10 protein-coding genes are annotated in these 13847 nt (G+C 70.3%); 8 read left to right on the top strand and 2 right to left on the bottom strand.

The genetic code is table 11. The features are described from left to right. The first annotated feature begins 41 nt into the window (after window positions 1-41). Window positions 42-1367 (top strand): MFS transporter, encoded by a 1326-nt coding sequence (locus ACGFT1_RS10430; RefSeq protein WP_373908599.1) that lies wholly within the window; start codon window positions 42-44, stop codon window positions 1365-1367. A gap of 37 nt (window positions 1368-1404) precedes the next feature. On the opposite strand, the gene ACGFT1_RS10425 is transcribed toward ACGFT1_RS10430, so the two are convergent. Continuing rightward, complete coding sequence (locus tag ACGFT1_RS10425) at window positions 1405-2871, bottom strand: CCA tRNA nucleotidyltransferase (RefSeq protein ID WP_373908598.1); 1467 nt, start codon at window positions 2869-2871, stop codon at window positions 1405-1407. 254 nt (window positions 2872-3125) lie between these two features. Here ACGFT1_RS10425 and ACGFT1_RS10420 point away from each other — a divergent pair, with 254 nt between their 5' ends. The 7 genes from ACGFT1_RS10420 (at window position 3126) to trxA (ending at window position 12947) form a co-directional block, all read left to right on the top strand. Beyond that, window positions 3126-5498: a DUF6049 family protein gene (locus ACGFT1_RS10420; protein WP_373908597.1), complete on the top strand. Its 2373-nt coding sequence runs from the start codon at window positions 3126-3128 to the stop codon at window positions 5496-5498. 45 nt (window positions 5499-5543) lie between these two features. Continuing rightward, window positions 5544-7910 (top strand): murein biosynthesis integral membrane protein MurJ, encoded by a 2367-nt coding sequence (gene murJ, locus ACGFT1_RS10415; RefSeq protein ID WP_373908596.1) that lies wholly within the window; start codon window positions 5544-5546, stop codon window positions 7908-7910. Window positions 7911-8028: 118 nt separating this feature from the next. Beyond that, window positions 8029-9750 (top strand): protein kinase family protein, encoded by a 1722-nt coding sequence (locus ACGFT1_RS10410; RefSeq protein WP_373908595.1) that lies wholly within the window; start codon window positions 8029-8031, stop codon window positions 9748-9750. A 26-nt stretch (window positions 9751-9776) separates the two neighbouring features. Continuing rightward, entirely contained in the window at window positions 9777-10556 is a 780-nt protein-coding gene (sigM, locus tag ACGFT1_RS10405; RefSeq protein WP_373908594.1) for an RNA polymerase sigma factor SigM, read from the top strand. Further along, window positions 10553-11437, top strand: a complete 885-nt coding sequence (locus ACGFT1_RS10400; protein WP_373908593.1) for a hypothetical protein — start codon at window positions 10553-10555, stop codon at window positions 11435-11437. Before sigM ends, ACGFT1_RS10400 begins: the two co-directional genes overlap by 4 nt. 154 nt (window positions 11438-11591) lie before the next feature. Then, window positions 11592-12563, top strand: coding sequence for a thioredoxin-disulfide reductase (trxB, locus tag ACGFT1_RS10395; protein WP_373908592.1), 972 nt, complete (start codon window positions 11592-11594; stop codon window positions 12561-12563). A 51-nt stretch (window positions 12564-12614) separates the two neighbouring features. Beyond that, window positions 12615-12947: a thioredoxin gene (gene trxA, locus ACGFT1_RS10390; protein ID WP_361989602.1), complete on the top strand. Its 333-nt coding sequence runs from the start codon at window positions 12615-12617 to the stop codon at window positions 12945-12947. Window positions 12948-13041: 94 nt separating this feature from the next. On the opposite strand, the gene ACGFT1_RS10385 is transcribed toward trxA, so the two are convergent. Next, a complete protein-coding gene (locus ACGFT1_RS10385) occupies window positions 13042-13659 on the bottom strand; it encodes an N-acetyltransferase family protein (RefSeq protein WP_373908591.1) in 618 nt (205 codons plus the stop codon). Between the last annotated feature and the right edge of the window lie 188 nt (window positions 13660-13847).

Below are 13847 nucleotides of genomic sequence, written 5' to 3'. Positions count from 1 at the left end.
CCCTGACCCGGGGACCTTCCTCATGTGTGAGGCTGTGCCCCATGCCTGTCGTACGAGACCTGCGTCTCCTGTCGCGTCTGCGGTACTTCCGGCGTCTGCTGTCCGTCCGTCTCCTGTCCCAGGGTGCCGACGGCGTCTTCCAGGTCGCGCTCGCCGCTTACGTCGTCTTCTCCCCGGAGAAGCAGACCTCGGCCACCGCGGTCGCCTCGGCGATGGCGGTCCTGCTGCTCCCCTACTCCCTGGTGGGACCGTTCGCGGGGGTCCTGCTCGACCGCTGGCGGCGTCGGCAGGTCTTCGTGTACGGCAATCTGCTGCGGGCCGTGCTCGCCGCGGCCACCGCGGGGCTCATCATCGGCCGTGCCCCCGACTGGCTGTTCTACGTCTCCGCCCTCTGCGTCACAGCCGTCAACCGCTTCGTTCTCGCCGGGCTGTCCGCCGCCCTGCCCCGCGTGGTGGACGCCGAGCGCCTGGTGCTGGCCAACTCGGTCTCCCCTACGGCCGGCACACTCGCCGCGACCGCCGGCGGGGGCCTGGCTCTCGGTGTGCGGCTCCTGGCCTCGGGGTCCGACGCCGCGGTGGTACTGCTCGGCGCGCTCCTCTACCTGTGCGCGAGCCTGGCGTCACTGAGCCTGGCTCCCGGCCTCCTCGGCCCCGACCGGCACCCGGCTCGCCTCCCCCTCGGTACGGCGCTCGCCGAGACGGCACGCGAACTGGCAGCGGCCGTCCGGCACCTGGCCGCGCCCCGGCGCCGGGAGGCCGCGTGGGCCCTGGCCGCGATGACACTGATGCGCTTCTGCTACGGCGCGCTTCTCGTGCTGCTGCTCATGCTCTGCCGCTACGCCCTCTCCGACACCGCTGAAGAAGGACTGCGCCTGCTCGGCCCGGCGCTGGCGCTGTCCGGCGCGGGATTCTTCGCGGCGGCCGTGGTGACGCCCTGGGCGGCGGGCCGGCTCGGCCCCGGCCGCTGGATCGTGGTGTGCTCCGGTACAGCGACGGTGCTCGTACCGGCTCTCGCTCTCCCTTTCGCCACCGCCCCGCTCCTGGCCGCGTCCTTCGTCCTGGGCGTGATCACCCAGGGCGCGAAGATCACCACGGACACCCTCGTGCAGGCGGGGGTCGACGACGACTTCCGTGGCCGCGTCTTCTCCGTGTACGACGTTCTCTTCAACGTGGCCTTCGTCGGCGCGGCAGGTGTGGCGGCCCTGATACTGCCACCGGACGGCCGCTCGACCGTATTGGTGGTGCTGGTCGCCCTGATCTACGGCGGAATCTCCGTGACGCTGGCTCGCTTCGTACGGCATGGGGCCGGGCGCGACGAGGGCGGTGTTTCACGTGAAACACCGCCCGGATGCCGCCGGCCCGCGTAGATGTTTCACGTGAAACATCGCCGGGGCGCAGTTCGGCTCAGCTTTGCGCGGCCCACCACTCCTTGAGGGCCTCCACCGCGGCGTCCTGCCCCATCGGACCGTTCTCCAGGCGCAGCTCCAGCATGTGCTTGTACGCCTGGCCGATGACCGGGCCGGGCCCGATGTCCAGGATCTTCATGATCTGGTTGCCGTCGAGGTCGGGACGGATGGAGTCCAGCTCCTCCTGCTCCTGCAGCTGGGCGATGCGCTCCTCCAGGCCGTCGTAGGCCCGGGACAGCGCGGCCGCCCTCCGCTTGTTGCGAGTGGTGCAGTCGGAGCGGGTCAGCTTGTGCAGGCGGTCCAGCAGCGGCCCCGCGTCACGGACGTACCGGCGGACCGCCGAGTCCGTCCACTCCCCGGTGCCGTACCCATGGAAGCGCAGGTGGAGTTCGACCAGCCGTGAGACGTCCTTCACCAACTCGTTGGAGTACTTCAAGGCGGTCATGCGCTTCTTCGTCATCTTCGCGCCGACCACCTCGTGGTGGTGGAAGGAGACACGGCCGTCGTCCTCGAAGCGGCGGGTACGCGGCTTACCGATGTCATGGAGCAGCGCGGCCAGCCGGAGCGTGAGATCCGGCCCGTCCTGCTCCAACGCGATCGCCTGCTCCAGCACGATCAGCGTGTGCTCGTAGACGTCCTTGTGCCGATGGTGCTCGTCGCGCTCCAAACGGAGCGCCGGCAACTCGGGCAGGACGTGTTCGGCGAGCCCGGTGTCCACGAGGACCGTCAGCCCCTTGCGCGGATGGGTGGACAGGACGAGCTTGTTCAACTCGTCACGGATCCGCTCCGCCGAGACGATCGCGATACGCCCGGCCATCTCCGTCATGGCGGTGACGACCTCGGGTGCGATCTCGAAGTCCAGCTGGGCGGCGAACCGGGCGGCCCGCATCATGCGCAGCGGATCGTCCGAGAACGACTCCTCGGGCGTGCCCGGGGTTCGCAGCACGCGCGCCGCGAGGTCCGCCAGGCCACCGTGCGGATCGATGAACTCCTTCTCCGGCAGTGCCACGGCCATCGCGTTCACCGTGAAGTCGCGACGGACCAGGTCCTCCGCGATGGAGTCGCCGTACGACACCTCGGGCTTGCGCGAGGCGCGGTCGTAGGCCTCCGACCGGTAGGTGGTGATCTCGATCTGGAAGTCCCAGTCGGTGTCGCCGACGCGGGCGCTCTTGTGTGCGCCCACCGTGCCGAACGCGATCCCCACCTCCCAGACCGCGTCCGCCCAAGGCCGGACGATCTTCAGTACGTCCTCGGGACGGGCGTCGGTGGTGAAGTCCAGGTCGTTGCCGAGCCGGCCGAGCAGCGCGTCGCGGACCGAACCGCCGACCAGGGCGAGTGAGAACCCGGCCTCCTGGAATCGGCGGGCGAGGTCGTCGGCGACGGGAGCCACCCGCAGCAGCTCGGCGACCGCGCGCTGCTGCGCCTGGCTCAGGGCAGAGGGAGTGTCTTCGTTGGGGTTCGGCACAACAGAAAAGGGTACGTGCCCGCGCGACCGGGACGCCCCGTCGAGCGGCGCGGACAGCTCCTTACATACCCGTCCAAGCGCTGCCCTTGCGGCGTACGGCTGCTCTCCCGTCGATACTGCGTATAGAGGGCGGGTCGCCGTTGTCCTTCCGATCTTGTGGAGGAGACCGCGGCACTTCCCCTCGGCGCGCATCGTTACCATGCGTGGACGCACATTCCGACGACCACTGACGACGACGAGGGACGGGCGAGCGCGTGGCCGAGGCGGCTGACTTCCAGGGGACCAGTGCCTCACCTGCCCGCCGGTGGATGCGACGCGCGGGAGCCCTGCTCGCCGGGGCGCCTCTGCTGGCCGGTCTCCTCCAGCTGCCCGCCGCGGCGCCCGCGCAGGCCGCGTCCTCGGCCCCGGTGTCCGTGTCCCTGGACAACCTGAGCCCCGGCGTTCCCACGGACGGCGACACACTGACCGTCACCGGCACGGTGACCAACAACGGCAAGCGGACCGTCACGGGCGCCCACGTGAACCTGCGGGTGGGGCCCCGGCTCACCACCCGATCGGCCATCGACTCCGTCGCCCGGCACTCCGACGAGCCACAGGGCGGCACCGGCGCGGAGGTCGACGACAAGTACGAGGAGAAGTTCGCCACACTGCCCCCGGGCGTCGCCGAGCACTTCAGCATCTCCGTCCCCGTGGACAAGCTCGACCTCGGTGAGGACGGGGTCTACGCGTTCGGGGTCTCCCTGTCCGGGCAGACCTCCGCCCAGCCCTGGGACCAGCTGCTCGGCATCCGGCAGACGTTCCTGCCGTGGCAGCCGTCCGAGGCCGACACGCGGACCAGGACGACGTTCCTGTGGCCGCTGATCTCCACCGTGCACATGACGGCCAAGACGGGTGCCGGTGACCTTCAGACACCGGTGTTCCTCGACGACGACCTGGCCAAGGAGCTGGCACCGGGCGGCCGGCTGGCCCAGATGGTGGATCTGGGCAAGGACCTCGACGTGACGTGGGTGGTCGACCCGGACCTGCTGGCCTCGGTCGACGCGATGGCCACGGGCAACTACCGGCTCCCGGACGCCGACGGCACCACCACGCCCGGCTCCCGGGAACACCAGGCGGTCGCCAAGCAGTGGCTGGCCAGCCTCCAGAAGGCCGTGGCCGGCAAGGAGGTCGTCGCCCTGCCCTTCGCCGACCCGGACCTGGCCTCCCTGGCGCACAGCGGTACCAGCGTCACCGGCTCACTCAGCCACCTCAAGGACGCCACCGACGTCGCCGCGACCACGGTTCAGACGGTGCTCCACGTCACACCGACCACCGACTTCGCCTGGCCCGTGAACGGCGCCGTGGATCCCTCGATCATGAAGGTCGCGACGTCCGCCGGCGCCGACCGGGTGATCGCCCGCAGCGACAGCCTGCAGGAGACCGCCGGACTGCCGTACACGCCGTCCGCCGCCCGCCCGGTCGGCGGCGGCACCACGGCGGTGGTCGCCGACGCCCGCCTGTCCAGGGCGTTCGAGGGCGACATGACGAGGGCCGGCTCGGCCACACTCGCCGTGCAGCGGTTCCTGGCGCAGAGCCTGGAGCTGAACGCGCAGACGGACGAGGAGCGCAGCGTCGTCGTCGCCCCGCAGCGCGTGCCCACGGCCAGCCAGGCACAGGCGATGGCCGCAGCATTGAGGGAGCTCCAGGGCAGCGGCTGGTCCCAGTCGCAGGACCTCACCGCGGCGGCCAAGGCCAAGCCAGATCCGGGTGCCACCACGCGCATCCCCTCGACGTCCGTGTATCCGCCCTCGCTGCGCCGGCAGGAGCTGCCGCGAGCGGTCTTCGGGCAGATCGCCCGAACCCAGGACAAGCTCGACAACTTCCAGGTGATCCTCACCGACCGGTCCCGTGTGGCCACCCCGTTCGGGCTGGCCATACACCGCGAGATGTCCACGTCATGGCGCGGTAGCGGCGACGAGGCGGCCGGCTACCGGGACGGTGTGGAGACGTGGCTCGACGAGCTGGCCGATCAGGTCAGGCTGATCGACAAGTCGGAGACCAAGCTCTCGGGCCGCAGCGCCACCATCCCGGTGACCGTCCAGAACCGCCTGGTGCAGCCGGTCGGCCACCTGGTGCTGCGCCTCACCTCGACCATGCCGACCCGCCTCAAGATCGGCGGCAAGGCCTACTCCGAACAGTCGGTGGACGTCTCCGGCGGGCACAGCCAGTCGGTGAAGTTCACCACCTCGGCCAACGCCAACGGCCGGGTGACGGTCATCGCCCAGTTGTTCACCGAGGACGGTCAGGAGTACGGCAACGCCGTCACCTTCGATGTGAAGGTCACCGAGGTCACCCCCACCGTGATGCTGGTCATCGGCGGTGGCGTGCTGCTCCTCGTCCTCGCCGGTTTCCGGATGTACACCCAGCGCAAGCGCGCCGCCGCCCGGCAGGCCGACGATGACGGTCCCGGTACGGCGGAAGGGGACACGGACGAAGCCGGGAACCCCGGAGCCCCTGAGGACCGTCTCCCGGAAGAGCCGGACGCCGCCTCCGGGGCAGGCGACCCCGAGCAGCCGAGTGACCCTGCGCCGGACACCGCACCGGAAAGCGCCGACCCCTCCGGGACGGGTGAGAGAGTGGACCGTTGAGCGATGTCGTGGCCGGTGGGCCCGGGACGATGAGGTGGGGTAAGCATGAGCGCGCCGTACGACGGTGACCGCGGCGAGGGCGCTGCCGGTTCGGGCCACCCCGAGCCGCAGCGCGAGCCTGGCCAGGTGCCGCCGCAGCACGCGGCGGACATGTACCTCCAGGACGCCTACGGGCAGGATCCCTACCGAGCGCACGACCTGTCCGCCCAGGACCCGGTCGCAGAGGCGCTCTACGACCGCGCCGCGCACCCGCCGCCGCCCCCGGGCACGTACGACCCGCAGCAGCCGCTGTACGCTCCGCCCGCCCAGTCGCCGTACTCGCCCGACCCGCACGTGTGGGCGCAGACACCGGCCCCCGAACCGGAAGCGCCGGCCCCGTACCTGCCGTACGGCGATGACCCACGCACCACCCAGTTCGTGGGGGTGGACGACCTGGTCACGCACTCCGGCGAGGAGTACCACGAGCCGGACGCGTTCGCGCATCTCTTCAAGGACCAGCAGCACAGCGGTGGGCACTCGCCCATGGATCCGCCGGTCGTCCCCGGCCCGGCCGGCGCGCCGGGCGGCGGGCACGGCGGTCCGTACGGCCAGGGCCCGCAGCAGGACAACCCGTACGCCGGGGGCGCCTACCCGGCGCGGGCCTCCTACGCGGCCGGCGCCGGACATCCGGGCCAGACCCCGGTGCCCGCTCCCGCCGCAGCGCCGGACCCGGGCGGTCCCCGGACCGCGGTGCCGGTGGACCGCCCGGCCGACGCCGCGCCCGCCGCGCCCGCCAAGAAGGGGGGACGAGCCACCGGACTGCTGAAGTCCAGTGCCGTGATGGCGGCGGGCACGATGGTCTCCCGCCTCACCGGCTTCGTCCGCTCCGCGCTGATCGCCGCCGCCCTGGGCCTCGGCTTCCTCGCCGACTCCTTCCAGGTGGCCTACCAGCTGCCGACGATGATCTACATCCTCACCGTCGGCGGCGGCCTGAACTCCGTGTTCGTGCCACAGCTGGTGCGCTCCATGAAGGAGGACGAGGACGGCGGCGAGGCCTTCGCCAACCGGCTCCTGACCCTGGTGATGGTGGCGCTGGCGGCGCTGACCGGTCTCGCGATGTTCGCCGCGCCCCTCCTGGTGCGCCTGCTGTCGAACCCGGTCGCCACCAACCCGGCGGCCAACGACGTCGCCGTCACCTTCACCCGCTACTTCCTGCCCTCGATCTTCTTCATGGGCATCCACGTGGTGATGGGTCAGATCCTGAACGCGCGGGGGAAGTTCGGCGCGATGATGTGGACCCCGGTCCTGAACAACATCGTCATCATCGTGACGCTCGGCATGTTCATCTGGGTCTACGGCACCGCGGCCAACTCCCACATGACCGTCACGAACATCCCGCCGGAGGGCCAGCGCCTGCTCGGCATCGGCGTGCTGCTCGGTCTGGTCGTCCAGTCGCTGGCGATGATCCCGTATCTGCGCGAAACCGGGTTCCGTGTGCGGCTGCGCTTCGACTGGCGCGGCCACGGCCTGGGCAAGGCCGCGATGCTCGCCAAGTGGACGGTCCTGTTCGTCCTCGCCAACCAGGCGGGCGCCATGGTGGTGACGCAGCTGTCCACCGCCGCCGGCAAGGACTCCGGCATCAAGGGCGCCGGCTTCGCCGCCTACGCCAACGCCCAGCTGATCTGGGGTCTGCCGCAGGCCATCATCACCGTCTCCCTGATGGCCGCCCTGCTGCCGCGCATCTCGCGCTCGGCCGCCGAGGGTGACGGCGGCGCGGTCCGGGACGACATCTCGCAGGGCCTGCGCACGACCGCGGTCGCCATCGTCCCGATCGCCTTCGGCTTCCTCGCGCTCGGCGTCCCCATGTGCACGCTGATCTTCGGCTCCGCGGGCACCAGCGCCGCCGTGAACATGGGTTACATGTTGATGGCCTTCGGTCTCGGCCTGATTCCGTACTCGGTGCAGTACGTCGTCCTGCGCGCCTTCTACGCCTACGAGGACACGCGCACCCCCTTCTACAACACGGTCATCGTGGCCGCGGTCAACGCGAGCGCTTCGGCCCTCTGCTACTTCCTGCTGCCGCCCCGCTGGGCGGTCGCCGGCATGGCAGCCGCCTACGGCCTCGCCTACGCCATCGGTGTGGGCATCGCCTGGCGGCGGCTGCGCAAGCGGCTGGGCGGCGACCTGGACGGGGCCCGGGTACTGCGCACGTACGCGCGGCTGGGCATTGCCTCCCTGCCGGCGGCCCTGCTCAGCGGCGCGGCCGTCTACGCCATCGGCCACACCCTCGGCCAGGGCGTCGTCGGCTCGTTCGCGGCGCTGCTCGCCGGCGGCATCGTCCTGCTGGGTGTCTTCTTCGTGGCGGCCCGACGGATGCGCATCGAGGAACTCAACTCGCTCGTGGGTATGGTGCGCGGGCGTCTGGGGCGATGAGGCGGGGGTAGGCGCACAACCATCGTCCGCCGCTGTGTGTCGTGCATAGCGGCGGACTGTGGGCACAATTGGTTTCGGCGTCGGACAGTGTGCAACGGATGGGGAGGCAGGGACGACGGTGGCGGAACGGAGCACGGCTGCCGTCGACGTGGCAGACACCAGCGGTGAGCAACCGCTGACCGCCAAGGCGGACCAGTCCACGGCCGACGGGGTGGCCAAGAACCCGGAGCGGGACACGGACAGCGACCAGGCACAGGGAAGTGGCGGCACCGAGAGTCCCGCACAGAAGGCTTCGCCTCCGGAACTGCACAGCGGTCACAAGCTGGCCAGACGTTACCGGCTGGAGGAGTGCGTCACCCGTCTGGACGGCTTCAGCAGCTGGCGGGCGGTCGACGAGAAACTCCGCCGTGCCGTCGGCGTCCATGTCCTGCCCGCGAACCATGTCCGGGCCCGCTCCGTCCTGGCCGCCGCCCGTTCCTCCGCACTGCTCGGCGATCCGCGTTTCGTCCAGGTCCTCGACGCCGTCGAGGAGAACGACCTCGTGTACGTCGTGCACGAGTGGCTGCCCGACGCCACCGAGATGACCACGCTTCTCGCCGGCGGCCCGCTGGAACCGCACGACGCCTACCAGATGGTCAGTCAGATCTCCTCCGCCATGGCCGCGGCACACCGCGAGGGGCTCGCCCATCTGCGGCTGAACCCGAACGCCGTACTGCGCACCTCCACCGGCCAGTGGCGCATCCGCGGCCTCGCCGTGAACGCCGCGCTGCGCGGGGTCAGCTCGGACACCCCGCAGCGGACCGACACCGAGGCCATCGGTGCCCTGCTGTACGCCGCGCTGACCCAGCGCTGGCCGTACGAGAACGACGCCTACGGCCTGTCCGGCCTCCCCAAGGACATCGGGCTCATCGCACCGGACCAGGTGCGGGCCGGGGTGCACCGCGGTCTGTCCGAGCTGACCATGCGCGCCCTGGTGAACGACGGGGCCACGGCGTCACGTCACGAGGCCGCGTGCACCACGCCGGAAGAGCTGGTGAAGGCGATCGGCGAGATGCCCCGCATCCGCCCGCCCGAGCCCTCGTTCACGGCCCCTCCGGACTATCAGCGCACCACCTACCAGCAGGGCAGCTACGGCCGCCCCGCGCCGCACCCCGGTATCGGTCAGCCGATCGCGGCCCCGCCGCCCCCGCTCCAGAGCCGCACGGGCAAGGCCCTGAAGTGGGCGGTGTCGGCGCTCCTGATCGCCGCCCTGGGCCTGGGCAGCTGGCAACTGGCGGATGCCCTGATGGACCGGAGTGACACGTCCGGCGACACCAACAAGAGCCAGACGACGGACGACGGCGACAAGAACCCCTCGAAGTCGAAACCGGTCCCGATAAAGATCGAGTACAGCCAGGAGTTCGTCGCCGGGGGCAACGCCCAGCGCCCCGACGACGTGGCCAAGACGTACGACGGGGACGCCTCCACCTACTGGAGGACGAGGAGCTTCAACGAAGGCCCCACCATCGCGCCGCTCAAGCCGGGCGTCGGCATCGTCTACGACCTCGGCTCGGCCAGGAAGCTCAGCACCGCCACCCTCGACATGCGCTACGCCGGTGACCACACGACGGTCGAGCTGTACGCGGCCGACTCGCTGACGCCGCCCTCGCTGGACTCGATGGACCAGATCGGCAAGGTCACGACGACGGGCACCAACGCTACGGTGAAGGTCACCAAGTCGGTCAGGACACGCTACGTCCTCGTCTGGCTGACGGCCGTACCGAAATCAGGGTATGACTCCGCCCTGTACGCCCAGGCCGGCTACAAGCAGGCCATCGGCGAAGTGAAGTTCACGGGCTGACGTCTCACCCGGACCGGAGGGGGCAGATGGCGGAGGGCGCCGGCGGGTACGACGGAGCGAGCGACAAGGATCTGCTCGCCCGTCACGTGGAAGGCGATCCCGACGCCTTCGGTGAGATCGTGCGGCGTCACCGGGACCGGCTCTGGGCGGTCGCGCTACGGACACTGGGGGACCGGGAGGAGGCCGCCGACGCGGTACAGGACGCCCTGATCTCCGCCTACCGAGCCGCCCACACCTTCCGGGGACAGTCGGCCGTCACCACGTGGCTGCACCGGATCACCGTGAACGCCTGCCTGGACCGGGTCCGCAAGGCGGCCTCGCGCAAGACCGCCCCGGTCGATGACACCGAGCGGCTGGAGCAGCTGCTGGAACCGCACGAGTCCGCCTCGGCGCCCGCCGAGCGCAAGGACGTGCACCGCCAGCTCCTCGAAGCGCTCGGCACCCTCCCGCTGGAGCAGCGGGCCGCTCTGGTCCTGGTGGACATGCAGGGCTATCCGGTGGCCGAGGCCGCGCGGCTCCTGGATGTGCCGGCGGGGACGGTGAAGAGCCGGTGTGCCCGGGGCAGGGCCCGGCTGCTGCCTCTGCTCGCTCACCTACGGCCCGAGGGCGGCGCGCAAGCGCGGTCCGCCCGTACCGGGGGCGGTGAGGAAGTCGTTGCCGCCGGAGGGCGGAACGAATCCGGCCCGGGGCGGAACCGGGGGCCGGGGACATCCGTCCCACCGGCAACGGGATCACCGAGCGGACGCCCCCTGGACACGGGGCCGAGCGATTCAACCGTAGTGAAGGGCGGAGGTGGGCGAGCGTGACTTCCACGACGGACACGGCCGGGCACCCGGACGTCGCCGAGATCTCCGACCTCACCGAGGGCCTGCTTCCGCCGGACCGGAGCAGCGATGTGCGGCGTCATCTGGGCACGTGTGAGTTGTGCGCGGACATGTACGCCTCGCTGGAGGAGATCCGGAGCCTGCTGGGATCCGTGCAGGAGCCGGAACGGATGCCGGACGACGTGGCCGCGCGTATCGGCGCCGCCCTGGCCGCCGAGGTCCCGCGCGCCGGCGGCGAAGGTACCGCTGACCATGTTTCACGTGAAACGGCGACCGTGGCGGATCGTCCCGCTGGACGACCGCGTGCGACGACCGGGCCCGGGCGCAAACCGTCCGAGCGCGGGCGGCGCCGCGGCCGGTTCGTCCTGGGCGCCGTCCTCACGGCCGCGGTGCTGGGCGGCGGTGGTCTGGTCGTGACGTCACTCGGTGACAACGCCGGCCACACGACGACGGCCCATGGGACGCCGACCCCGTCCGCCGTCTCCTTCTCCGGTGACAGCCTGCAGAACCAGGTGCGCGGACTCCTCGCCATGAAGAAGGGGCTGCCGCAGGACAGCGAGAAGCCACGGTCGGACACCGAGGGCGGGTCGGACACGCCGGGGGTGACCTCCGGCACGCACACCTTGATCCAGACCGCTGTCCCCGTCCCCGACTGTGTCCGGCAAGCGCTCAGCCGGGGCGCTGACGTCCTGGGCGCCAAGACGGGCACCTATGCGGGGAGGCCCGCCTACCTCGTCGTCGTGGCCGATGCTCGCGACACCAAGCGGGTCACCGCGTACGTGGTCGACGAGGCCTGCGTGCGGCAGCGGAGCACCGCGGCGGGCGGCGAGGTTCTGCTGAAGCAGTCCGTCGCGCGTCCTTGAGTCGCTGGAACGCTTCTTCGGCCCCCCGGTACGGCGTTGCGTGTGCTCGGACACATCGGGAATGCGCGCCCCGTAGGATCCGTTGGGTGGGTGAGAGTCCTGAAAAGGGCGCTCACCGGTCGACTGACGCTGACCAGAGACGAGGAATCAAGCCGTGAGCGACGTCCGTAACGTGATCATCATCGGCTCCGGGCCCGCCGGCTACACGGCGGCGCTCTACACCGCCCGTGCGTCGCTGAAGCCCCTGGTGTTCGAGGGCGCCGTCACCGCGGGTGGCGCCCTGATGAACACCACCGAGGTGGAGAACTTCCCCGGCTTCCGCGACGGCATCATGGGCCCCGATCTCATGGACAACATGCGCGCGCAGGCTGAGCGCTTCGGCGCCGAGCTGGTTCCGGACGACATCGTCTCTGTCGACCTGACCGGCGAGATCAAGACCGTCACCGACACCGCGGGCACCGTCCACCAGGCGAAGGCGGTCATCGTGACCACCGGCTCCCAGCACCGCAAGCTGGGCCTGCCGAAGGAGGACGTGCTGTCCGGCCGTGGCGTCTCCTGGTGTGCCACCTGTGACGGGTTCTTCTTCAGGGACCAGGACATCGCCGTGATCGGCGGCGGTGACACCGCGATGGAGGAGGCCACCTTCCTCTCGCGGTTCGCCAAGTCCGTGACGATCGTCCACCGCCGGGACACCCTGCGGGCCTCCAAGGCGATGCAGGAGCGTGCCTTCGCCGACCCGAAGATCAAGTTCGTCTGGGACAGCGAGGTCGCCGAGATCCAGGGCGACCAGAAGCTCTCCGGGCTGAAGCTGCGCAACCTCAAGACCGGCGAGCTGTCCGAGCTGCCCGTCACGGGGCTGTTCATCGCGATCGGCCACGACCCGCGCACCGAGCTGTTCCAGGGGCAGCTGGACCTGGACGAGGAGGGTTACCTGAAGGTCGCCGCTCCGTCCACGCGTACCAACGTGACCGGTGTCTTCGCCGCCGGCGACGTGGTCGACCACACCTACCGCCAGGCGATCACCGCAGCCGGTACCGGTTGCTCCGCCGCTCTGGACGCCGAGCGTTTCCTCGCCGCTCTCGCGGACGAGGACCAGGCTGAGCCCGAGAAGACCGCCGCCGTCTGACCTTCCTTTTCTCCCCTCGCCACACCGCACGACCAAGGTAAGGAGCCCGCCGTGGCCGGCAACCTCAAGATTGTGACCGACGATTCCTTCGACCAGGACGTCCTGAAGAGTGACAAGCCTGTCCTGGTGGATTTCTGGGCGGCCTGGTGCGGCCCGTGCCGCCAGATCGCCCCGTCGCTGGAGGCGATCGCTGCCGAGTTCGGCGACAAGATCGAGATCGTCAAGATCAACATTGACGAGAACCCGGGCACGGCCGCCAAGTACGGGGTCATGTCCATCCCGACCCTGAACGTCTACCAGGACGGCGAGGTCGCCAAGACGATCGTCGGCGCCAAGCCCAAGGCCGCGCTTCTGCGTGACCTGGACGAGTTCATCACCAAGTAACGTTTCACGTGAAACACGAATGGGCCAACCCTCCGGGGTTGGCCCATTCGCATGGGTCGGCCATGTGCTGACGGTGGCCCGTCAGCCCCGTCCGCTAGAGCGGCCTCAGTGCGGGTTCCTTCTGGACCGCTCCCAGAAGACGGTCGAGTGCCATCTCCACGTCTTCTTTCCAGGAGACCGTGGACCGCAGTTCCAGCCGCAGCCGGGGATGTGCGGGATGCTGACGCACCGTCTTGAAGCCCACGGCCAGCAGATGATCGGCGGGCAGCAGGCAGGCGGGCTCCTTCCAACGAGCGTCACCGAACGCCTCGATCGCCTTGAAGCCCCGGCGCAGCAGATCCTTGGCGACCGCCTGCACCAGCATCCGGCCCAGTCCCTGCCCCTGGTAACCGGGCAGGATGAAGGCCGTTATCAGCTGAACCGCGTCCGGTGAGACCGGGCTCGTGGGAAAGGCCGCGGAGCGCGGTACATAGGCCGGCGGGGCATAGAGCACGAAGCCCGCCGGCACATCGTCCACGTAGGCCACCCGGCCGCACGATCCCCAGTCCAGCAGGACGGCTGAGATCCAGGCCTCTTTCTCCGTTGCGGAGGTCCCCGCTGTCACCGCCGCTTCGCCGCTGACGGGGTCCAGTTCCCAGAAGACGCATGAGCGACAGCGCTGGGGAAGGTCCTGAAGGTTGTCCAGCGTGAGCGGCACGAGCCGACGCCCCATAAAGGGTGATCCTCGCTTCCTTCGCTCGCCGCATCCTGTGCGGCTGTCAGAGCGCTCCGCTCCCTGAGCAGGCTGCCGACGAATCCGCCGACCGCGCCGAGGCCGAGGCCCGCGCTCACCAGTCCGGTGCGGCTCATCGATCGCATGGCCCCGACTCCCGCTCAGAGATGCAGATGCTGTCCGGTGGA

Origin of the sequence: Streptomyces sp. Y20, from assembly GCF_043195475.1 — a bacterium.
Lineage (GTDB): Bacteria > Actinomycetota > Actinomycetes > Streptomycetales > Streptomycetaceae > Streptomyces.
This window is presented reverse-complemented; position numbering and strand designations above follow the sequence as displayed.

Bases quoted from the DNA above. Each gene is read 5' to 3' on its own strand.
- ACGFT1_RS10430 (WP_373908599.1), top strand. From the start codon at position 42: ATGCCTGTCGTACGAGACCTGCGTCTCCTGTCGCGTCTGCGGTACTTC.
- murJ (WP_373908596.1), top strand. From the start codon at position 5,544: ATGAGCGCGCCGTACGACGGTGACCGCGGCGAGGGCGCTGCCGGTTCG.
- sigM (WP_373908594.1), top strand. From the start codon at position 9,777: ATGGCGGAGGGCGCCGGCGGGTACGACGGAGCGAGCGACAAGGATCTG.
- ACGFT1_RS10385 (WP_373908591.1), bottom strand. From the start codon at position 13,659: ATGGGGCGTCGGCTCGTGCCGCTCACGCTGGACAACCTTCAGGACCTT.